Annotated in this window: 15 protein-coding genes; 11 read left to right on the plus strand and 4 right to left on the minus strand. The window is 69.3% G+C overall.

All coding sequences use genetic code 11. The features are described 5' to 3' along the window. Positions 1-3 precede the first annotated feature (3 nt). Positions 4-1047 (plus strand): hypothetical protein, encoded by a 1044-nt coding sequence (locus tag ACFV6E_RS12360; RefSeq protein ID WP_385461034.1) that lies wholly within the window; start codon positions 4-6, stop codon positions 1045-1047. A gap of 21 nt (positions 1048-1068) precedes the next feature. On the opposite strand, the gene ACFV6E_RS12365 is transcribed toward ACFV6E_RS12360, so the two are convergent. Genes ACFV6E_RS12365 through ACFV6E_RS12380 form a run of 4 tightly spaced genes read right to left on the minus strand, consistent with a single transcriptional unit; the run spans position 1069 to position 5007 of the window. Then, positions 1069-1839, minus strand: coding sequence for a succinate dehydrogenase/fumarate reductase iron-sulfur subunit (locus tag ACFV6E_RS12365; RefSeq protein ID WP_385163183.1), 771 nt, complete (start codon positions 1837-1839; stop codon positions 1069-1071). Beyond that, a complete protein-coding gene (locus tag ACFV6E_RS12370; RefSeq protein ID WP_385460974.1) occupies positions 1836-3803 on the minus strand; it encodes a fumarate reductase/succinate dehydrogenase flavoprotein subunit in 1968 nt (655 codons plus the stop codon). The genes ACFV6E_RS12365 and ACFV6E_RS12370 overlap by 4 nt, the downstream gene beginning before the upstream one ends. A 16-nt stretch (positions 3804-3819) precedes the next feature. Next, positions 3820-4656, minus strand: coding sequence for a hypothetical protein (locus ACFV6E_RS12375; protein WP_385460977.1), 837 nt, complete (start codon positions 4654-4656; stop codon positions 3820-3822). Between the two features lie 21 nt (positions 4657-4677). Further along, positions 4678-5007 (minus strand): hypothetical protein, encoded by a 330-nt coding sequence (locus tag ACFV6E_RS12380; protein WP_385163189.1) that lies wholly within the window; start codon positions 5005-5007, stop codon positions 4678-4680. Between the two features lie 375 nt (positions 5008-5382). On the opposite strand from ACFV6E_RS12380, the gene ACFV6E_RS12385 reads away from it, so the two are divergent. The 10 genes from ACFV6E_RS12385 (at position 5383) to ACFV6E_RS12430 (ending at position 20268) form a co-directional block, all read left to right on the plus strand. Next, positions 5383-7722 carry an ABC transporter family substrate-binding protein gene (locus tag ACFV6E_RS12385; protein WP_385460980.1) on the plus strand — a complete coding sequence of 780 codons (2340 nt, stop codon included), beginning with the start codon at positions 5383-5385 and terminating at the stop codon, positions 7720-7722. Positions 7723-8082: 360 nt separating this feature from the next. Beyond that, on the plus strand, positions 8083-9990 hold the full coding sequence (gene typA / locus ACFV6E_RS12390; protein WP_385163193.1) for a translational GTPase TypA: 1908 nt from the start codon (positions 8083-8085) through the stop codon (positions 9988-9990). Between the two features lie 620 nt (positions 9991-10610). Continuing rightward, complete coding sequence (locus tag ACFV6E_RS12395; RefSeq protein ID WP_385163196.1) at positions 10611-12233, plus strand: ABC transporter substrate-binding protein; 1623 nt, start codon at positions 10611-10613, stop codon at positions 12231-12233. Between the two features lie 166 nt (positions 12234-12399). Next, positions 12400-13332 carry an ABC transporter permease gene (locus ACFV6E_RS12400; protein ID WP_385163199.1) on the plus strand — a complete coding sequence of 311 codons (933 nt, stop codon included), beginning with the start codon at positions 12400-12402 and terminating at the stop codon, positions 13330-13332. After that, positions 13325-14257 (plus strand): ABC transporter permease, encoded by a 933-nt coding sequence (locus ACFV6E_RS12405; protein ID WP_385163201.1) that lies wholly within the window; start codon positions 13325-13327, stop codon positions 14255-14257. Before ACFV6E_RS12400 ends, ACFV6E_RS12405 begins: the two co-directional genes overlap by 8 nt. Positions 14258-14268: 11 nt before the next feature. Further along, positions 14269-15327 (plus strand): ABC transporter ATP-binding protein, encoded by a 1059-nt coding sequence (locus tag ACFV6E_RS12410; protein WP_385163203.1) that lies wholly within the window; start codon positions 14269-14271, stop codon positions 15325-15327. Further along, positions 15320-16465, plus strand: a complete 1146-nt coding sequence (locus ACFV6E_RS12415) for an ABC transporter ATP-binding protein (RefSeq protein WP_385163206.1) — start codon at positions 15320-15322, stop codon at positions 16463-16465. The genes ACFV6E_RS12410 and ACFV6E_RS12415 overlap by 8 nt, the downstream gene beginning before the upstream one ends. Before the next feature lie 197 nt (positions 16466-16662). Next, entirely contained in the window at positions 16663-18291 is a 1629-nt protein-coding gene (locus ACFV6E_RS12420; protein ID WP_385163209.1) for an ABC transporter substrate-binding protein, read from the plus strand. Positions 18292-18349: 58 nt separating this feature from the next. Further along, on the plus strand, positions 18350-19273 hold the full coding sequence (locus tag ACFV6E_RS12425; protein ID WP_385163212.1) for an ABC transporter permease: 924 nt from the start codon (positions 18350-18352) through the stop codon (positions 19271-19273). Positions 19274-19290: 17 nt separating this feature from the next. Then, positions 19291-20268 (plus strand): ABC transporter permease, encoded by a 978-nt coding sequence (locus ACFV6E_RS12430; protein ID WP_385163214.1) that lies wholly within the window; start codon positions 19291-19293, stop codon positions 20266-20268. Position 20269: the final 1 nt, after the last annotated feature.

Below are 20269 nucleotides of genomic sequence, written 5' to 3' on the forward strand. Positions count from 1 at the left end.
GCAGTGGTGCCGGAGTCGGCGGCGGAGCGGGCCCGGCGGCGACGTTGGGCGCGCTGGACCCGGCGTACCGCCTACGTCCTCGTCCTCGCGCTCGTTCTCCCCGTCCTCGGTGCCGAGATCGCGTTGCGCGTCAACTACACCGGCGACCCGGCCGACGGCACGTACACCAGGGGCCGGGACGCGATCTGGCTCGGGCACGCCTGGGTCGACGGGCGGAAGAAGGACGCCGACGTCGCCGCCCTGGCGCGGGAATTGAAGACGACCGGCATCCGGGACCTGTACGTGCACGCGGGCCCGCTGGAGCACGACGGCACCCTGCCCGCGTCGGCCTATCCGAAGGCCGGCTGGCTGGTGAAGGCCGTGCACCGGGAATTGCCGGGCGTCCGGGTACAGGCGTGGCTCGGCGACGTACTGGCGACCGAGACCCCGGACGGCATGCGTCTCGAACGTGCCGGGACCCGGGCCGCCGTCGTCCGCTCCACCCGCGCCATCCTGGACGCGGGCTTCGAGGGCGCCCACTTCGACCTGGAGCCCCTGCACTCGGGGGACCGCGACTACCTCTCCCTGCTCGACTCGCTGCACCGCCTCACCGGGGAACGGCACGCGCAACTGTCCGTCGCCGCGCACCAGATCGACCCGCTGCCGGGCTTCCACTCCTTCTGGGGCACGGTCGCCGGACACCCGAAGTGGTGGTCGCAGGAGTTCTTCGGCGAGGTCGCCCGCCGCGTCGACCAGATCGCCGTCATGTCGTACGACACCATGCAGCCCTTGCAGAGCACCTACGGCGGTTACGTGGCCCAGCAGACCGCGCTTGCGCTCGAAGTCACCCCGGACTCGACGGATCTGCTGATGGGGCTGCCCTTCTACCACGAGAACCGGTTCGGCCACTGGAATCACGCGGAGACCGCCGCCGCCGGGGTGCGCGGCGTCCGCCTCGGCCTGTCCCGCACCGACGCGGACCGCGAACGTTTCGGCGTCGCCCTGTACGTGGACTTCGCGGCGACGAAGGACGACTGGACGGCGTACCGGGAGGGCTGGGTGCGCTGACGGGCCCGGCCCTGCCCGGGGTCAGGAGGACCGGCGGCGGATCTTCGAGCCGAGCCACACCAGCGGGTCGTACTTGCGGTCGGCGGCCCGCTCCTTCAGCGGGATCAGGGCGTTGTCCGTGATCCTGATCCCCTCGGGGCAGACCTCCGTGCAGCACTTGGTGATGTTGCAGTAGCCGAGGCCGTGCTCGTCCTGGGCGGTGCGCTTGCGGTCCAGGCCGCCCTCGGCCGCCGCGTCCAGCGGATGCATGTCCAGCTCGGCCACGCGCATCAGGAAACGCGGGCCCGCGAAGGCGGGTTTGTTCTCCTCGTGGTCACGGACGACATGGCAGGTGTCCTGGCACAGGAAGCACTCGATGCACTTGCGGAACTCCTGCGGACGGTCCACGTCCTCCTGCTGCATCCGGTACTCGCCGGGTCCGACACCCTCCGGCGGTACGAAGGCCGGGACCTCACGCGCCTTGGTGTAGTTGAAGCCGACGTCCGTCACCAGATCCCGTACCACCGGGAACGCGCGCAGCGGGGTGACGGTGATCGTCTCCTCGGGGGTGAAGACCGACATCCGCGTCATGCACATCAGCCGCGGTCTGCCGTTGATCTCCGCGGAGCACGAACCGCACTTGCCCGCCTTGCAGTTCCAGCGCACCGCCAGGTCGGGGGCCTGGGTCGCCTGGAGGCGGTGGATGATGTCGAGGACGACCTCGCCCTCGTTCACCTCCACCGAGAAGTCCTCGAGGCCACCGCCCCCGGTGTCCCCGCGCCACACCTTGAAGCGGGCCTCATAGCTGCTCACTCGTACAGCTCCTCTTCGGCGAGGTACTTGACCAGCTCTTCCTTCTCGAAGAGGGCGAGCAGGTCGGGGCGGACGGGTTCGGTGGTCTCGCGGGTCAGCTCGATCTGGCCGCGGACCGGGTCGGTGGCCGCGAGGCCGCCGGTCGGATCGGTGAGCCGGCACAGCAGGTTGAGCCGGCGCCAGGCCCGGTCCATCGCGGGGTGGTCCTCGCGGGTGTGGCCGCCGCGCGACTCCGTGCGCTCCAGGGCGGCCCGCGCCACGCACTCGCTGACCAGCAGCATGTTGCGCAGGTCGAGGGCGAGGTGCCAGCCGGGGTTGAACTGCCGGTGGCCCTCGACGCCCGCCCGGCGGGCCCGTACCCGCAGATCGGCCAGTTTCTCCAGCGCGGTCCGCATCTCGACCTCCCGGCGGATGATGCCGACCAGGTCGTTCATGGCCTGCTGGAGCTCCTGGTGCAGGGTGTACGGGTTCTCCTGCGGGCGGCCGTCCGCGGGTCCGGGCTCCGGGCCCTCCGCGGAGAACGGCCGCAGCGCCTCGGCCGCCGCCGTGTCGATCTGTACGTCGTCCACGGGCGGCCGGGCCCCGCCGAGCGAGGCCGCGTACTGCGCGGCGTGCAGCCCCGCGCGGCGCCCGAAGACCAGCAGGTCGGAGAGCGAGTTGCCGCCGAGCCGGTTGGAGCCGTGCATCCCGCCGGCCACCTCACCGGCCGCGTACAGCCCCGGCACACCGCGGGCCGCCGCCGAGTCGGAGTCGACCGCGACGCCGCCCATCACGTAGTGGCAGGTGGGTCCGACCTCCATCGCCTCCGCCGTGATGTCGACGTCGGCGAGCTCCTTGAACTGGTGGTACATCGACGGCAGCCGGCGCCTGATCACGTCGGCGGGCATCCGCGTCGACACGTCCAGGAACACCCCGCCGTGCGGGGAGCCGCGGCCCGCCTTGACCTCGGCGTTGATGGCGCGGGCCACCTCGTCGCGGGGGAGCAGTTCGGGCGGGCGGCGGTTGTGGTCCGGGTCCTCGTACCAGCGGTCGCCCTCGTCCTCCGACTGCGCGTACTTCTCCTTGAAGACGTCGGGGATGTAGTCGAACATGAACCGCTTGCCCTCGGAGTTGCGCAGCACCCCGCCGTCGCCGCGGACGGACTCGGTGACGAGGATGCCCTTGACCGACGGCGGCCAGACCATGCCCGTGGGGTGGAACTGCACGAACTCCATGTTCAGCAGCGGGGCCCCGGCCAGCAGCGCGAGCGCGTGCCCGTCGCCCGTGTACTCCCACGAGTTCGACGTGACCTTGAAGGACTTGCCGATGCCGCCGGTGGCGATGACGACGGACGGGGCTTCGAGCACGAAGAAGCGGCCCGACTCGCGCTCGTACGCGAAGACCCCGGAGACCCGCCCCGCGGCGGAGCCGCTGTCGGACGCCGTGTCCTTGAGCACCCGGGTGACCGTGCACTCCTGGAACACCTTCAGCCGGGACTCGTAGTCGCCGGTCTCGCGGTGGTCCTCCTGCTGGAGGGAGACGATCTTCTGCTGGAGGGTGCGGATCAGCTCCAGGCCGGTGCGGTCGCCGACGTGCGCGAGGCGCGGGTACTCGTGGCCGCCGAAGTTGCGCTGCGAGATCCGGCCGTCCCGTGTCCGGTCGAACAGGGCGCCCCACGTCTCCAGCTCCCACACCCGGTCGGGTGCCTCCTGCGCGTGCAGCTCGGCCATCCGCCACTGGTTGAGGAACTTGCCGCCGCGCATGGTGTCGCGGAAGTGCACCTGCCAGTTGTCGCCGGCGTTCACATTGCCCATGGCGGCGGCGATGCCGCCCTCGGCCATCACCGTGTGCGCCTTGCCGAACAGCGACTTGCAGATCACGGCGGTGCGGGCGCCGCGTTCGCGGGCTTCGATGGCGGCGCGCAGTCCGGCGCCTCCCGCGCCGACCACGACGACGTCCCATTCCTGCCGGTCGACCACGGACATCTCAGAGCCTCACTCATCAGAAGAAACGCGGATCGTCGAAGACGCCGGACGCGAGCAGGTACACGTAGAAGTCGGCGAGCGCGACGCTCAGCAGCGACGCCCAGGCGAGCAGCATGTGCCGGGCGTTGAGCACGCCCACCCAGCTCCACATCCGGTAGCGCACGGGGTGCTTGGAGAAGTGCTTGAGCCTGCCGCCGACGATGTGCCGGCAGGAGTGGCAGGACAGGGTGTACGCCCAGATCAGCACGATGTTGACCAGGAACACCAGGGTGCCGAGGCCCATGTGGCCCCAGTTGTAGTGCTCGTCGCGGAAGGCGAGCACGGTGTCGTACGTGAGGATGCCGGCGACGACGATCGCGGCGTAGAAGAAGTACCGGTGGATGTTCTGAAGGATCAGCGGGAAGCGGGTCTCGCCGGAGTACTTCTTGTGCGGTTCGGCCACCGCGCAGGCCGGGGGCGACGCCCAGAAGCCCCGGTAGTAGGCCTTGCGGTAGTAGTAGCAGGTCAGCCGGAAGCCGAGCGGGAAGATCAGGATGATGACCGCCGGCGAGATGGCCCACCAGCTCCCGAAGAGGTCGGCGTTGGGCCCGGCGTGCATGGTCTCGCACCGTTCGGCCAGACAGGGCGAGTAGAAGGGCGAGACGTAGGGCGCCGCGTAGTAGTTCGTGTCCGCGAAGGCCCGCCACGTCGAGTACACGACGAAGGCGAGCAGTCCGGCCGCGGTGACGGCGGGCGCCAGCCACCAGCGGTCGGTCCGCAGATGCGGGGCGGCGATCGCGGCGCGCGTACCGGTCCGTACGCCGCCGCCGTTCGGATGGGATTCCGTACCGGTGGGTTCCGTGCCAGTGGTCAACTTCGGACTCCGGTGGGGGTGTCAGGGGGCGTGCCGGTCACGGGCGCCGAGACCCTCGTCGTCCGAGTCGGTCCACAGGGAGGCGTCGTACGGGGTGTCGGGGATCGGCACGAGGTCGGGGCGCCGGTCCTCGGGGGGCCCGGCGGATCCGGTCGCCGCGCGTCCCGGGGCGGGGCCGGACCCCGCCGTCTCGCGCAGCAGCGCCACACTCTCGCGGAGGTGGTCGGCGTCGGCCCGGACGCGGCGCATCTCAAGACCGCTGCCGCCGATTCGCTGTTCCAGGCGCCCCACGGACCGCACGAGGTCGTCCAGGCAGCGCTGTACTGACGTCAGGTCGTCGTGCACGGACATGACTTGCCCTCACTTCCGCGGACGGCTTTGTCCAAGGCGGCAACGTTCATGCGCCTGCGAGTGTGGCGCGTCGCACAAGCCCGTGTGAAGGGATCTGCACGGATTCCCGGATCGCGGCCCTCCGAAAGCGCCGGGGGCGCTCCCTGCGCGCCCTTGGGGCGCGAGTGAACGACCTGCGGTTGGGCCGCCCGGGTGGTCTTCCGAGGGGCATTCCGGGGTGTGTGTCGTGTCGCCGCGGTGTCCGTACCCATTTCCCTTTCAGTGGGCGAGTACAGGTGAATTGATCTGATCAGCTCCATATAGGGCCGAATGTGATCAGAAACCGGTGCCGTTCAACCGAGCGGAGCGGTCCCGCAGAACCCGGAGGTTGCAGTGATGTCCCACGACGGCGTCGGACTGCGCGCGGTGCTGCGCTCGGTCTCGTTCCTCACCGCGGGCGCCCTCGCGGTGCCCCTGCTCACCGCCTGCGGCGCCGATGACGAGGCGAGCAGGCCCGTCGCGGGGCAGGACATCGCGGCCACCTCGCGCGACCGGATCGCCGACGGCGGCACCCTGCGCTGGGCCGTGGACAGCATGCCGGAGACCCTGAACAGCTTCCAGGCCGACGCGGACCCGGCGACCACGCGGGTCGCGGGCGCCGTGCTGCCCGCCTTGTACCGGCTCGACGCCACGGGCCGCCCGGTGCGCAACGCCGACTACCTGGAGTCCGCCAGGATCGTCGAGCGCGAGCCCAAGCAGGTCGTGGTCTACCGGCTCAACCAGCAGGCGGTCTGGAGCAACGGCCGGGAGATCGGCGCCGCCGACTTCACCGCCCAGTGGCGCGCCCTGTCCGGCAAGGACACCGCGTACTGGACCGCCCGCAACGCCGGCTACGACCGCATCCAGAAGATTGAGCGCGGCGCCAGCAACCTGGAGGTCAAGGTCACCTTCGGCAGGCCGTACGCCGACTGGAAGTCGCTGTTCTCGCCGCTGTACCCGAAGGAGATCATGGGTACCCCGGACACCTTCAACGACGGCGCCCGCCGGAAGCTGAAGGTCACCGCGGGTCCCTTCGCGCTCGGCGGCGCCGACCGCGCGGACGGCGACCTCACCCTCACCCGCAACCCGCGCTGGTGGGGCCGCCCCAGCAAGCTCACCCAGATCGTGCTGCGCACCGTGCCCCGCGACGAGCGGGCCGACGCCCTCGCCGCGGGCCGGGTGGACCTCGCGGACATCGACCCCGAGGAGGCCCGCCGGATCACGGCCGCCTCGGGGCCCGGCGGCGGTGGCGGTGGCGGTGGTGGCGGTGGCGGTGGCGGTGGCGGTACGGTCCCGCGCGGGTCCGGTGCCCCCGGTTCGGCCGGGCGGGCGCTGCACTCCTGGGCCGTCGCGAACGGCTCCGACGAGAAGGCCGCCGGCGAGGAGGCCCTCGCCCGGAAGAAGCGGCGCAAGGCCGCCGCCGCGTGGGCCGGGCAGCAGACCGTGCTGCGCGGATACACCGTCCGCAAGTCGCTGGAGCCCTCGTTCACCCAGCTCGCCCTGAACGGTTCCGAGGGGCCGCTCGCCGACGAACGGGTGCGCCGGGCCGTCGCCCGCGCCATCGACCGGCGCGAGCTCGCCCGGCTCGTCCTGAAGCCGCTCGGGCTGCCCGCCGTACCGGTCGGCAGCCACCTCGCGCTTTCCGGGCAGCCGGCGTACGCGGACAGCAGCGGCACGCTCGGCGGGCAGGACACCGCGGAGGCGCAGGCGCTGCTCGCGGACGCCGGCTGGGTGCCCGGCGGGGCGGTCAAGGCGACGAAGAAGCCCGCCGCCGGGGCGGAGGGCAAGCAGTCCGAGGAGGAGGGGGCGGGGGGCGACGGATCGGGGGACGACGGTACTTACATCGTCGGGGAGGACAACAAGGCCGCTCCGGTTGAGGGTGACCGGGAGCGGGAGCGGGAGCGGGAGCGGGAGCGGGAGGGTGAGGGGGAGGGTGAAGGGCAGGGGTACGCGGACAAGCCCGGGTCCGAGCGGCGGCGGGCCGCGGACGAGCAGGCCGGCGGGCATCTGGACGGCAGGCGGTACGGGGATGGGCATCCCCGGCAGGGCGGGGCGCCGGGTGCGTACGCTCCGCGGGGTACGGCCGCGCCTGCGGGTGCCGGGGGTGCCGGGGGTGCCGCGGGCGGGTCGCTCGCCAAGGACGGCAAGCCGCTGACCCTGCGCTTCGTGCTGCCCTCGGGGCCCGGGTCGCAGTCGCTGCGCACCGTGGGTGACCGGATCTCCCGGATGCTGCGGAAGGTGGGGATCCGCACCGAGATCTCCAAGGTCGACGACGACAGCTACTTCAAGGACCACATCGCGTCCGGGCAGTACGACATGGCGCTGTACTCGTGGCCCGCGTCCGCCTTCCCGGCCACCGACGCCCGGCCCATCTACGCCAAGCCGGTCCCGGCCGCCGACGGGTCGCTCAACGTCGAGCAGAACTACACGCGGGTCGGGACCGACCAGGTCGACCAGCTCTTCGACCAGGCCGTCGGTGAGCTCGACGAGGACGAGGCGCGGGCGCTGGTGCGGAAGGCCGACGCCCGGATCTGGGCCTCCGCAGGATCGATTCCGCTCTATCAGCGGCCGCAGCTCATGGCGGCCCGGAGCGGGCTGGTCAACGCCGGTGCCTTCGGGTTCCAGACGCCTGTCTACGAGGACATGGGGTTCCTGAAGAAGGGGGCCCGGTCCGGGCCCGCGCCGTCTCGTAGCTGAGGGGCTGCGGGCTGCGGGCGGCTTTCCGCCGGGCGCGGTGGCCGGTCCTCGGGTCGGGGCACGGCCCCTTCCGTGCGTCGGCGGCCTGCGGGGAGTGGGGGGCATCGCGCCCTACCTCCCTTCCGGTGCACGGGGAGGGGCGGCGGCCGGCGGTCGTGGGGGCGTCGCGCGAGACACCCCTTCCGGTGCACGGGGAGGGGCGGTCGCCGCGGGGCATGGGGTCCTCGTGTTCCGGGTGCGGTGGCCCGCGGAGGACGGCTGCTTCTCGGCCACGTACCATGGGGTGAGGCCGTGGCGTGTACAGCCCGGCAGGCCCCGCTCGGCGGCGGCCGTCCACTATCCCGGGAGAAGCGCCTCACTATGGCCACGCGCCACGACATCCGTAACGTCGCCATCGTCGCCCACGTCGACCATGGCAAGACCACCCTGGTCGACGCCATGCTCAAGCAGGCCGGTGCCTTCGCCGCGCACGCCGCCGAGTCGCTCGACGACCGCATGATGGACTCGAACGACCTGGAGCGTGAGAAGGGCATCACGATCCTGGCCAAGAACACGGCCGTGAAGTACCACCCCAAGGATGGCGGCGAGGCCATCACCATCAACATCATCGACACCCCCGGCCACGCCGACTTCGGCGGCGAGGTCGAGCGCGGTCTGTCGATGGTCGACGCGGTGGTGCTGCTGGTGGACGCCTCCGAGGGGCCGCTGCCGCAGACGCGGTTCGTGCTGCGCAAGGCTCTTCAGGCCCGGCTGCCCGTCATTCTGTGCATCAACAAGACGGACCGGCCCGACTCGCGCATCGACGAGGTCGTGAACGAGGCGTACGACCTCTTCCTCGACCTGGACGCCGACGAGGACCAGATCGAGTTCCCGATCGTCTACGCCTGCGCCCGTGACGGCATCGCCTCGCTGACCAAGCCGGAGGACGGCACCGTGCCGGCCGACAGCGACAGCCTGGAGCCGTTCTTCTCCACCATCCTGGAGCACGTCCCGGCCCCGTCCTACGACGAGTCCGCGCCGCTCCAGGCCCACGTCACCAACCTGGACGCCGACAACTTCCTCGGCCGGATCGCGCTGCTCCGTGTCGAGCAGGGCGAACTGCGCAAGGGCCAGACCGTCACGTGGATCAAGCGCGACGGCTCGATGTCCAACGTCCGTATCACCGAGCTGCTGATGACCGAGGCGCTCACCCGCAAGCCCGCAGAGGTGGCGGGTCCCGGCGACATCTGCGCCGTGGCCGGCATCCCGGACATCATGATCGGTGAGACCCTCGCCGACACCGAGAACCCCATCGCGCTGCCGCTGATCACGGTCGACGAGCCCGCGATCTCCATGACCATCGGCACCAACACCTCGCCGCTGGTCGGCCGCGGCGGCACCGGCAAGGGCGCCGACGCCAAGGCCGCGGTCAAGGACCGCAAGGTGACCGCGCGCCAGGTCAAGGACCGTCTGGACCGCGAGCTGATCGGTAACGTCTCGCTGCGGGTGCTGGACACCGAGCGTCCCGACGCCTGGGAGGTGCAGGGCCGCGGCGAGCTGGCGCTGGCCATCCTGGTCGAGCAGATGCGCCGCGAGGGCTTCGAGCTGACCATCGGCAAGCCGCAGGTCGTCACCCAGGAGATCGACGGCAAGACCCACGAGCCGGTCGAGCGCATGACGATCGACGTGCCCGAGGAGCACATGGGCGCGGTCACGCAGCTCATGGGCGTCCGCAAGGGCCGGATGGACAACATGTCCAACCACGGTTCGGGATGGGTGCGCATGGAGTTCGTCGTCCCGTCTCGTGGCCTGATCGGCTTCCGTACGGAGTTCCTGACCAGCACCCGCGGTACCGGTATCGCGCACTCGATCCACGAGGGGCACGAGCCCTGGTTCGGCGTGCTGGCCACCCGTAACAACGGTTCGCTGGTCGCCGACCGCTCCGGTGCCGTCACCGCCTTCGCGATGACGAACCTCCAGGAGCGCGGCGTGCTGTTCACCGAGCCCGGCACCGAGGTGTACGAGGGCATGATCGTCGGCGAGAACTCGCGCTCCGACGACATGGACGTGAACATCACCAAGGAGAAGAAGCTCACCAACATGCGGTCGTCCTCGGCCGACTCGTTCGAGGCGATCGTCCCGCCGCGCAAGCTGTCGCTCGAGCAGTCCCTGGAGTTCTGCCGCGACGACGAGTGCGTCGAGGTCACCCCGGAGGCCGTCCGCATCCGCAAGGTGAACCTGGACGCCCGCGAGCGCGCCCGCGCCGCCAGCCGCGCCAAGCACGGCTGAGTCCGGGCCGGCCCGCGCGGCCCTTCGGGGCAGCGCGGGCCGGCACCGGTCGTCAGGGGCGTTCCGCGGTCGCGGGGCGCCCCTTCGCGTGGTTCAGGGGCGGACAGGGCACCCTACGCGCGTAGACTAGGGAAAACCCTTTGATTGCGCACCGGGGCCTCACAGGGTGGCCGATTGGCACTACCTTGCTGTCCACGTGAGTCCGGGCGAAGGCGGGCGTTACACGCTCCGCGTTCCGGGCCAGGGCATGCCGAAGGCGCCGTGGTGCTTCGCACGGTAGTCCGCAACCCAATTTCCTCTCCTGATCGTCCGGAATGCGGACACCTGCGACCGATAGATGTGTAACAAGTCCGTTTCGCAGGGATCTTTCAGCAAACACTTTGTCCGGATTTTGGAAGATGTAGGTGGCAGGTGTGATCGAACCGAGACCTTGTGAGTGTGGCCGGGCACTGGCGCATGGCAGATAGTTAGGCGCGTAGAGCTCGGATTCAGGGTCACGCGCCGCAGGCGGCGCCGACTTTCGAGCGCAGGGGGCACCGGCATCTTTTCCGTCCTGAGTGACGGTGGTGTGTCTCGTGCTCCCTTTTGCGGTGAACCAATGGACTCATGAGGAGGAACCCATGCGCGGTGCCAAGAGCGCCAAGTGGGTCGCAATGGCCGCGGTTGTGGCGCTGGGCGCGACCGCCTGTGGTGGTGGCGATGACGACAACAGCGGCAGCAAGGCCGCCGTCGACCCGAACGGGAAGTTCTCGGTCGAGGTGGGCGAGCCGCAGAACCCGCTGCAGCCGGCCAACGCCATGGAGTCCAACGGCAGCATCGTGACCCGGGCTCTGTTCACCCCGCTCGTCGACTACGACTCGAGCGGCAAGATCGTCATGATGAACGCCGAGTCGGTCGACACCAAGGACAACAAGACCTTCACGGTCAAGCTGAAGTCCGGCTGGAAGTTCCACGACGGCACCGCGGTGACCGCCGAGTCCTACGTCAAGGCGTGGAACTGGGCCGCCGTCCCGTCGAACAAGCAGACCAACAGCTTCTGGTTCTCCGACATCCAGGGCTACGACGACGTCGCGCCGGCCAAGGGCAAGGCGAAGGCCACCGAGATGTCCGGCCTGAAGGTCGTCGACGACTCGACCTTCACCATCACGCTGACCAAGGCGCTGCCCTACTTCGTCTACAAGCTGGGCTACGAGGTCTTCTCGCCGCTGCCGGAGTCCTTCTACAAGGACCCGACGGCCGCCGGTCAGAAGCCGGTCGGCAACGGCCCGTACAAGTTCGTCTCCTGGTCGCACAAGAAGCAGATCGAGGTCGTCCGCAACGACGACTACCAGGGTTCGAACAAGGCCAAGAACGGCGGAGTGATCTTCAAGAACTACTCCAAGCTCGAGACGGCCTACCAGGACCTGAAGTCCAACAACCTCGACGTGATGCGCCAGGTCGCCCCGCGTGACCTGCCGGTCTACAAGGCCGACCTCGGCGACCGCGCCGTGGACCAGGCGTACTCCGCCATCCAGACCATCGGTATCGCGTACTACACGAAGCAGTGGAAGGACGTCGACCCGAAGGTCATCCAGGGCATCTCGATGGCCATCGACCGGGACACCATCACCAAGACGGTGCTCCAGGGCACCCGTGAGCCCGCCACCGGCTGGGTCGCCAAGGGCGTCCTCGGCTACCAGGCGGACGCGGCCGGCGACGTCACCAAGTACGACCCCGCCCAGGCCAAGAAGCTCATCAAGGAGGGTGGCGGCGTCCCGGGCAACAAGATCTCCATCCAGTACAACGCGGACGGCGGTCACAAGGAGTGGGTGGAGGCCGTCTGCGGCTCCATCACCAAGGCCACGGGCGTCGCCTGCACCGGCGACTCCAAGGCGGACTTCCAGGCGGACCTCAACGCCCGTGACGCCAAGGAAGTCAAGTCGACCTACCGCTCCGGCTGGGTGCTCGACTACCCGTTCAACGCCAACTTCCTCCGGGACCTGTTCGGCACCAAGTCGGACGGCAACCAGGGCGGCTTCTCCAACAAGGAGGTCGACAAGCTGATCTCCGAGGCCGACTCGGCGGCGACGCTCGAGGAGTCGGAGAAGAAGTACCAGGAGCTCGAGAAGAAGCTGCCGGACTACATGCCGAGCATTCCGCTCTGGTACTACAAGGTCAACGCGGGTTACTCGGAGAACGTCACCGGCGTGAAGTACGCCCAGGACGGCGACCCGATCCTGACCGGCGTTCAGGTCAAGAAGTAACCGCTGGCGAACAGCGTGTGCCGTGCCGCACCCCGAACCGGGTGCGGCACGGCGGCGGCCGATCGGCCGGGGGGCCCTTTTCACCGCGTACGTACGACGACTTCCGTTCGGAAGCCGTACGCGTGCGGTGAAAAGGGCCTGCCGCTGTGACTGACATGGAGGCACCATGGGGCGCTATGTCGCACGACGACTGCTCCAGATGATCCCGGTGTTCATCGGGACAACCCTGCTCATCTTCCTGATGGTCTATGCCCTTCCCGGCGACCCCGTGCGAGGGCTCTTCGGGGACAAGGGCGCGAGCCCGGCGGTACTGAACGCGCTGCGGCACGAGTACGGCCTCGACAAGCCGGTCCTGGTCCAGTACTGGGACTACATGCGGAACATGGTTCTGCACTTCGACTTCGGTACCCAGGTCGCCAGTGGGCGCCCGGTCACCGACATCCTCGGCGAGGCGTTCCCGGTGACGCTCCGCCTGGCCGGTCTGGCGTTCCTCATCGAGGCGACCGTCGGCCTGCTGCTCGGCATCGTCGCCGGTCTGCGCGCGGGCAAGGCGGCCGACACCGCCGTCCTGTTCCTGACGCTGCTGCTCATCTCGGTGCCGGTCTTCGTGCTCGGCTACATCTTCCAGACGGTCTTCGCCTTCCAGCTCGACTGGCTCGAGCCGGCGGTGGTCGACGACACCGACTTCATGCAGCTGCTGATGCCCGCACTGGTGCTGGCCTGCGCCTCGCTCGCCTACGTGGCACGCCTGACGCGTACCTCGGTCGCGGAGAACCTGCGCGCCGACTACATGCGTACGGCCATCGCCAAGGGCCTGCCCCGGCGCCGCATCGTCGGCGTGCACCTGATGCGCAACTCGCTCATCCCGGTGGTCACCTTCCTCGGCACCGACATCGGCGCCCTGATGGGCGGCGCCATCGTGACCGAGGGCATCTTCAACATCCATGGCGTCGGCGGCACCATCTACGAGTCGATCGTCCGCCGTGAGGGAACCACGCTCGTCGGCCTGGTGACGATCCTCGTCCTCGTCTACCTCCTCATGAGCCTGATCATCGACCTGCTGTACGCGGTCCTGGACCCGAGGATCCGTTATGCCTGAGCTGACCACGACCGCCGACGACCCCGTCGTCACCACCGCCACCAACGCGCCGGAAGTCAAGCCGGAGAAGACCCGCAGCCTGTGGGGCGACGCCTGGCGGGACCTGCGCGGCAACTGGGTCTTCATCGTCTCCGCGGTGCTGATCGTGCTCCTGCTGGTGATGGCGGCCTTCCCGGGCCTGTTCACGAGCACCGACCCGGCGGAGCAGGACCTGGCCAACCACTACTTGCAGCACCCCAACTACGGCCACGTCTTCTCGGGCGACTGGCTGGGCTACGACGCCCTGGGCCGCAGCGTGTACGCCCGCGCCATCTACGGCACCCGCGCCTCGCTGCTCGTCGGCGCCGGCACCACCCTGCTCGTCACCGTCCTCGGCGGGCTGATCGGCATGATCGCCGGCTACTTCGGCGGCTGGCTCGACGCCGTGCTGTCCCGGGTGACGGACATGTTCTTCGGCATTCCGTTCCTGCTCGGCACGATGGTGATGCTGAACTCCTTCACCGACCGCACCATCCCGGTCGTCATCGGCGCGCTGGCCTTCCTCGGCTGGACGCAGACGGCGCGCGTGATGCGCGGTTCGGTGATCACCATCAAGCAGGCGGACTACGTGCAGGCGGCCAAGGCGCTCGGCGCCGGCACCCGCCGCATCCTCTTCCGCCACGTGCTGCCCAACGCGATGGCCCCGGTGATCGTCGTCGCGACCATCTCGCTCGGTGTCTACATCGGCGCCGAGGCCACGCTGTCGTTCCTCGGACTCGGCCTCAACGGCGTGTCCTGGGGCAACGACATCTCGGACGGCGGCAACCAGATCCGGGTGGCGCAGTTCATCATGCTCTACCCGTCGATCATGCTCAGCATCACGGTGCTGGCGTTCATCATGCTCGGTGAGGCCGTCCGCAACGCCCTCGACCCGAAGCAGCGCTGAGGGAGGCGTACGTGACCATCATCGAAGACACCGCCCCGGTGCCCGCCCCGCACGAGGGCGACGCCGGCGACGGCCCGCTGCTGGACGTGCGGGACCTGCACGTCGAGTTCCACACCCGCGAGGGCGTGGTCAGGGCCGTCAACGGCGTCAACTACAGCGTCAGCGCGGGCGAGACGCTCGCCGTGCTCGGCGAGTCCGGCTCCGGCAAGTCCGTGACCGCCCAGGCGATCATGGGCATCCTCGACATGCCGCCGGCGAAGATCCCGCAGGGCGAGATCCTCTTCCGCGGCCAGGACATGCTGAAGATGTCCGCCGAGGAGCGCCGGCAGATCCGCGGCCAGAAGATCGCCATGATCTTCCAGGACGCGCTCAGCTCGCTCAACCCGGTCCTCAGCGTCGGCTACCAGCTCGGCGAGATGTTCCGGGTGCACCAGGGCCTCTCCAAGAAGGAGGCCAAGGCCAAGGCCGTCGAGCTGATGGACCGGGTGAAGATCCCGGCCGCCGCGGCCCGGGTGGACGACTACCCGCACCAGTTCTCCGGCGGTATGCGCCAGCGCATCATGATCGCCATGGCGCTGGCCCTGGAGCCGGACCTGATCATCGCCGACGAGCCCACCACGGCCCTCGACGTGACGGTCCAGGCCCAGGTCATGGACCTGCTCGCGGAGCTCCAGCGCGAGTACAACATGGGTCTGATCCTGATCACCCACGACCTCGGCGTGGTCGCCGACGTCGCGGACAAGATCGCCGTGATGTACGCGGGCCGGATCGTGGAGCGCGCCCCGGTCCACGAGCTGTACAAGCGCCCGGCGCACCCGTACACACGCGGGCTGCTCGACTCGATCCCGCGTCTGGACCAGAAGGGCTCCGAGCTTTTCGCGATCAAGGGTCTGCCGCCCAACCTGCTGCGCGTGCCGACCGGCTGCGCCTTCAACCCGCGCTGCCCGAAGGCGCAGGACGTGTGCCGCACGGACATCCCGGAGCTGTACCAGGTGACCGAGCGGGACGGCACCGAACTGGCCGGCCGCGCCTCGGCCTGCCACTTCTGGAAGGAGACGATCCATGGCTGAGCTCAGCAAGAACGACGAGCAGGAGGCCACCCCGAACGTCTCCGAGGTGGACGTCGTCGACGCCCACTCCGAGTCGGAGGCGGTCGCCGCGATCGAGGCGCCCGTCGACCGCGGTGAGCCGATCCTCCAGGTGCGCAACCTGAAGAAGCACTTCCCGCTTACCCTCGGCATCCTGTTCAAGAAGCAGGTCGGCGCGGTCAAGGCCGTCGACGGCGTCTCCTTCGACCTGTACCAGGGCGAGACCCTGGGCATCGTGGGCGAGTCCGGCTGCGGCAAGTCCACCGTGGCCAAGCTGCTGATGAACCTGGAGCGGGCTACCGCGGGCGAGATCTTCTACAAGGGCCAGGACATCACCAAGCTGTCCGGGCGCGCCCTGAAGGCCGTGCGCCGGAACATCCAGATGGTGTTCCAGGACCCGTACACCTCGCTGAACCCGCGTATGACGGTCGGCGACATCATCGGGGAGCCCTTCGACATCCACCCCGAGGTGGCCCCGAAGGGCGACCGGCGCCGCAAGGTGCAGGAACTGCTCGACGTGGTCGGCCTGAACCCGGAGTACATCAACCGCTATCCGCACCAGTTCTCCGGCGGTCAGCGCCAGCGCATCGGCATCGCCCGCGGCCTCGCGCTCAACCCCGAGGTCATCATCTGCGACGAGCCGGTGTCGGCCCTGGACGTGTCGGTGCAGGCGCAGGTCATCAACCTGATGGAGAAGCTCCAGGACGAGTTCAACCTCTCCTACCTCTTCATCGCGCACGACCTGTCGATCGTCCGGCACATCTCCGACCGGGTCGGCGTGATGTACCTCGGCAAGATGGCGGAGATCGGCAGCGACGAGCAGATCTACGACCACCCGACGCACCCCTACACCCAGGCCCTGCTGTCGGCCGTGCCGCAGCCGGACCCGGAGGCGCGGGAGAACCGGGAGCGGATCATCCTCACCGGTGACGTGCCGTCCCCGGCCAACCCGCCGTCGGGCTGCTCCTTCCGCACCCGCTGCTGGAAGGCCGAGGCCCGCTGCGCCGAGGAGACGCCGCTGCTCGCGGTCCCGCAGCGCTTCGTGGGCAAGGACACCCCGGCGGCGCACGAGTCGGCGTGCCACTTCGCGGAGGAGAAGGACGTCGTGCACGTGGCGTGACCTTCTCCTGACGGCTCCTGTCCGGTTCCCGGCACCGTGCTTCGGTGCCGGGAACCCGGCGTTTCCGGGTCGGTGCCTCGCCCCCGGATTCCGCCGAATGGCCCGGGTGGATGTGCGGTACGCCTCTTCTGCCTCGAATCTGGCGAGAAGGTACAGCGCTCCGGCGCTGGAGGCGGCGCACTTCGAGGAGGCACTCCATGCGTGGAGCCACGCACGCCAGATGGGCCGCGGGCGCGGCGGCGGTCGCGCTCGTGGCGACGGGCTGCGGAGGCGGGGGCGGCGACGGCGGCGGGGACGGCACCGGCGTGCTCAGCTCGTCCTGGGGCGACCCGCAGAACCCGCTGGAGCCGGCCAACACCAACGAGGTGCAGGGCGGCAAGGTCCTCGACATGATCTTCCGCGGGCTGAAGCGGTACGACGCCAAGACGGGCGCCGCCGAGGACATGCTCGCCGAGAAGATCGACACCTCGGACTCGCAGAACTTCACGATCACCGTCAAGGACGGCTGGACCTTCTCCAACGGCGAGAAGGTCACCGCCCAGTCCTTCGTGGACGCCTGGAACTACGGCGCGAGCCTGAAGAACAACCAGAAGAACGCGTACTTCTTCGGCTACATCGACGGCTACGACAAGGCCCACCCCGACTCCGGCAAGCAGAGCGCGGACACCCTGTCGGGCCTGGCCGTGAAGGACGACAAGACCTTCACCGTCAAGCTCAACCAGAAGTTCTCGACCTTCCCCGACACTCTCGGCTACGCCGCCTTCGCGCCGCTGCCCAAGGCGTTCTTCGACGACCACGACGCCTGGCTGAAGAAGCCCGTCGGCAACGGCCCGTACGCCGTCGACTCGTACACCAAGGGCTCGCAGATGTCGCTGCGCAAGTGGGACGACTACCCCGGTGACGACAAGGCCGAGAACGGCGGGGTGGACCTCAAGGTCTACACCGACAACAACACCGCCTACACCGACCTGATGGCCGGCAACCTCGACCTCGTCGACGACGTGCCCGCCTCCCAGCTCAAGAACGCCAAGAACGACCTCGGCGACCGGTACATCAACACCCCCGCCGGGATCATCCAGACGCTCGCCTTCCCGTTCTACGACGACCGGTGGAACAAGAGCGGCATGGAGAAGGTCCGCAAGGGCCTGTCGCGGGCGATCAACCGCAAGCAGATCACCGAGACGATCTTCCAGAAGACCCGCACCCCGGCCACCGACTGGACCTCACCGGTGCTCGGCGCGGACGGCGGCTACAAGGACGGGCTGTGCGGCGACGCCTGTGAGTACGACGCGGGCGAGGCCAAGAAGCTGGTCCAGGACGGCGGCGGTCTGCCCGGCGGCCAGATCAAGATCACGTACAACGCGGACACCGGCTCCCACAAGGAGTGGGTGGACGCCGTGTGCAACAGCATCAACAACGCGCTGGGCAACGACAAGGCGTGCGTCGGCAACCCCGTCGGCACCTTCGCCGACTTCCGCAACCAGATCACGGACGAGAAGATGTCGGGCCCCTTCCGGGCCGGCTGGCAGATGGACTACCCGCTGATCCAGAACTTCCTCCAGCCGCTCTACTACACCAACGCCTCGTCCAACGACGGCAAGTGGTCCAACGACGAGTTCGACGGTCTAGTCGACAAGGCCAACACCGAGACCGACACGGCGAAGGCGATCAAGTCCTTCCAGCAGGCCGAGGAGGTCGTCCGGGACAACATGGCCGCCATCCCGCTCTGGTACCAGAACGGCAGCGCGGGCTACTCGGACCGGATCTCGGACGTGGCGCTCAACCAGTTCAGCGTGCCCGTCTACAACGAGATCAAGGTCAGCTAGGCCGCGCGGGGCGGCCCCTGGCCTTCAGGGCGCCGCCCCCTGAACCTCCGGAGCCCCCATGGGACGGTATGTGATCCGGCGCCTGCTCCAGATGATCCCGGTCTTCGTCGGCGCCACCCTGTTGATCTTCCTGATGGTGAACGTGATGGGTGACCCCGTCGCGGGTCTGTGCGGCGACCGGAGCTGCGATCCCGCCACCGCCGCCCAGCTCAAGAAGGAGTTCGGCCTCGATAAGCCCGTGTGGCAGCAGTACCTGACCTACATGGGCAACGTGTTCACCGGTGACTTCGGCACCGCCTTCAACGGTCAGAAGGTCACCGAGCTGATGGGCACGGCCTTCCCGGTCACCATCCGGCTGACGATCGTCGCGATCCTCTTCGAGATCGTGGTGGGCATCCTGCTGGGCGTGATCACCGGCCTGCGCCGCGGCCGCCCCGTCGACACGGTGGTCCTCCTGCTCACCCTCGTGGTCATCTCGGTGCCGACCTTCGTCACCGGCCTGCTGCTCCAGCTCCTGCTGGGCGTCGAATGGGCCGTGATCAGACCCTCGGTCTCCTCGGAAGCGCCCTTCGATGAACTGATCGTGCCGGGCCTGGTCCTCGCCTCGGTCTCGCTGGCCTACGTGACCCGGCTGACCCGCACCTCCATCGCCGAGAACGCCCGCTCCGACTACGTCCGCACCGCCGTCGCCAAGGGCCTGCCCCGGCGCCGGGTGATCTTCCGGCACCTGCTGCGCAACTCGCTGATCCCCGTGGTCACGTTCATCGGCACCGACATCGGCGCCCTGATGGGCGGCGCGATCGTCACCGAGCGGATCTTCAACATCCACGGCGTCGGCTTCCAGCTCTACCAGGGCATCCTGCGCCAGAACACCCAGACCGTCGTCGGCTTCGTGACCGTCCTCGTCCTCGTCTTCCTCGTCGCCAACCTGCTGGTCGACCTCCTGTACGCCGTACTCGACCCGAGGATCCGCTATGCCTGAGCACCCGAGGATCCGCCATGCCTGAGCCCTACGAGCCGGAGAAGGCCGTCGCCGCGACCGGCCAGGGCGGCGCCATGGACCTCGCCGCGAGCGAGGCGACCACCCTGGAGCAGCCACCGGGCGGCCCCGAAGCCTCCGGCCCCCAGGGCAGACCCCGTAGCCTCTGGTCCGACGCCTGGCGCGACCTGAGGCGCAACCCGGTCTTCCTGGTCTCCGCGCTGGTCATCCTCTTCCTCGTGGTCATCTCGATCTGGCCCTCCCTGATCGCCTCCGGCAACCCCCTCAAGTGCGACCTCTCGCGCGCCCAGGAGGGCTCCCAGCCGGGCCACCCCTTCGGCTACGACGGCCAGGGCTGCGACGTCTACACCCGCACGGTGTACGGCACCCGCATCTCGATCCTCGTCGGAGTCCTCGCCACCCTCGGCGTCGCGGTCCTGGGCGCCGTCCTCGGCGGCCTCGCGGGCTTCTTCGGCGGCGCGTGGGACGCGATCCTGTCCCGCGTCACCGACATCTTCTTCGCGATCCCGGTCGTCCTCGGCGGCCTGGTGCTGCTCTCGGTGGTGACCAGCAACACCGTCTGGCCGGTCATCGGCTTCATCGTGCTGCTCGGCTGGCCGCAGATCTCCCGGATCGCCCGCGGCTCCGTCATCACCGCCAAGCAGCACGACTACGTACAGGCCGCGCGGGCCCTCGGTGCCTCCAACTCCCGGCTGCTGCTGCGGCACATCGCGCCCAACGCCGTCGCCCCGGTGATCGTCGTCGCGACCATCGCGCTCGGCACGTACATCGCCCTGGAGGCCACGCTGTCCTACCTCGGCGTCGGTCTGAAGCCGCCCACCGTCTCCTGGGGCATCGACCTGTCCGCGGCGTCCCCGTACATCCGCAACGCCCCGCACATGCTGCTCTGGCCGGCCGGCGCCCTCGCGATCACCGTGCTGGCGTTCATCATGCTCGGCGACGCGGTGCGCGACGCCCTCGACCCGAAGCTGAGGTGAC

This window comes from Streptomyces sp. NPDC059785, from assembly GCF_042732375.1.
Classification (GTDB): domain Bacteria; phylum Actinomycetota; class Actinomycetes; order Streptomycetales; family Streptomycetaceae; genus Streptomyces.

Coding starts and splice junctions, on each gene's coding strand:
- typA (WP_385163193.1), top strand. CDS start 8,083: ATGGCCACGCGCCACGACATCCGTAACGTCGCCATCGTCGCCCACGTC.
- ACFV6E_RS12380 (WP_385163189.1), bottom strand. CDS start 5,007: ATGTCCGTGCACGACGACCTGACGTCAGTACAGCGCTGCCTGGACGAC.
- ACFV6E_RS12400 (WP_385163199.1), top strand. CDS start 12,400: ATGGGGCGCTATGTCGCACGACGACTGCTCCAGATGATCCCGGTGTTC.
- ACFV6E_RS12420 (WP_385163209.1), top strand. CDS start 16,663: ATGCGTGGAGCCACGCACGCCAGATGGGCCGCGGGCGCGGCGGCGGTC.
- ACFV6E_RS12370 (WP_385460974.1), bottom strand. CDS start 3,803: ATGTCCGTGGTCGACCGGCAGGAATGGGACGTCGTCGTGGTCGGCGCG.
- ACFV6E_RS12385 (WP_385460980.1), top strand. CDS start 5,383: ATGTCCCACGACGGCGTCGGACTGCGCGCGGTGCTGCGCTCGGTCTCG.
- ACFV6E_RS12415 (WP_385163206.1), top strand. CDS start 15,320: ATGGCTGAGCTCAGCAAGAACGACGAGCAGGAGGCCACCCCGAACGTC.
- ACFV6E_RS12430 (WP_385163214.1), top strand. CDS start 19,291: ATGCCTGAGCCCTACGAGCCGGAGAAGGCCGTCGCCGCGACCGGCCAG.
- ACFV6E_RS12425 (WP_385163212.1), top strand. CDS start 18,350: ATGGGACGGTATGTGATCCGGCGCCTGCTCCAGATGATCCCGGTCTTC.
- ACFV6E_RS12395 (WP_385163196.1), top strand. CDS start 10,611: ATGCGCGGTGCCAAGAGCGCCAAGTGGGTCGCAATGGCCGCGGTTGTG.
- ACFV6E_RS12405 (WP_385163201.1), top strand. CDS start 13,325: ATGCCTGAGCTGACCACGACCGCCGACGACCCCGTCGTCACCACCGCC.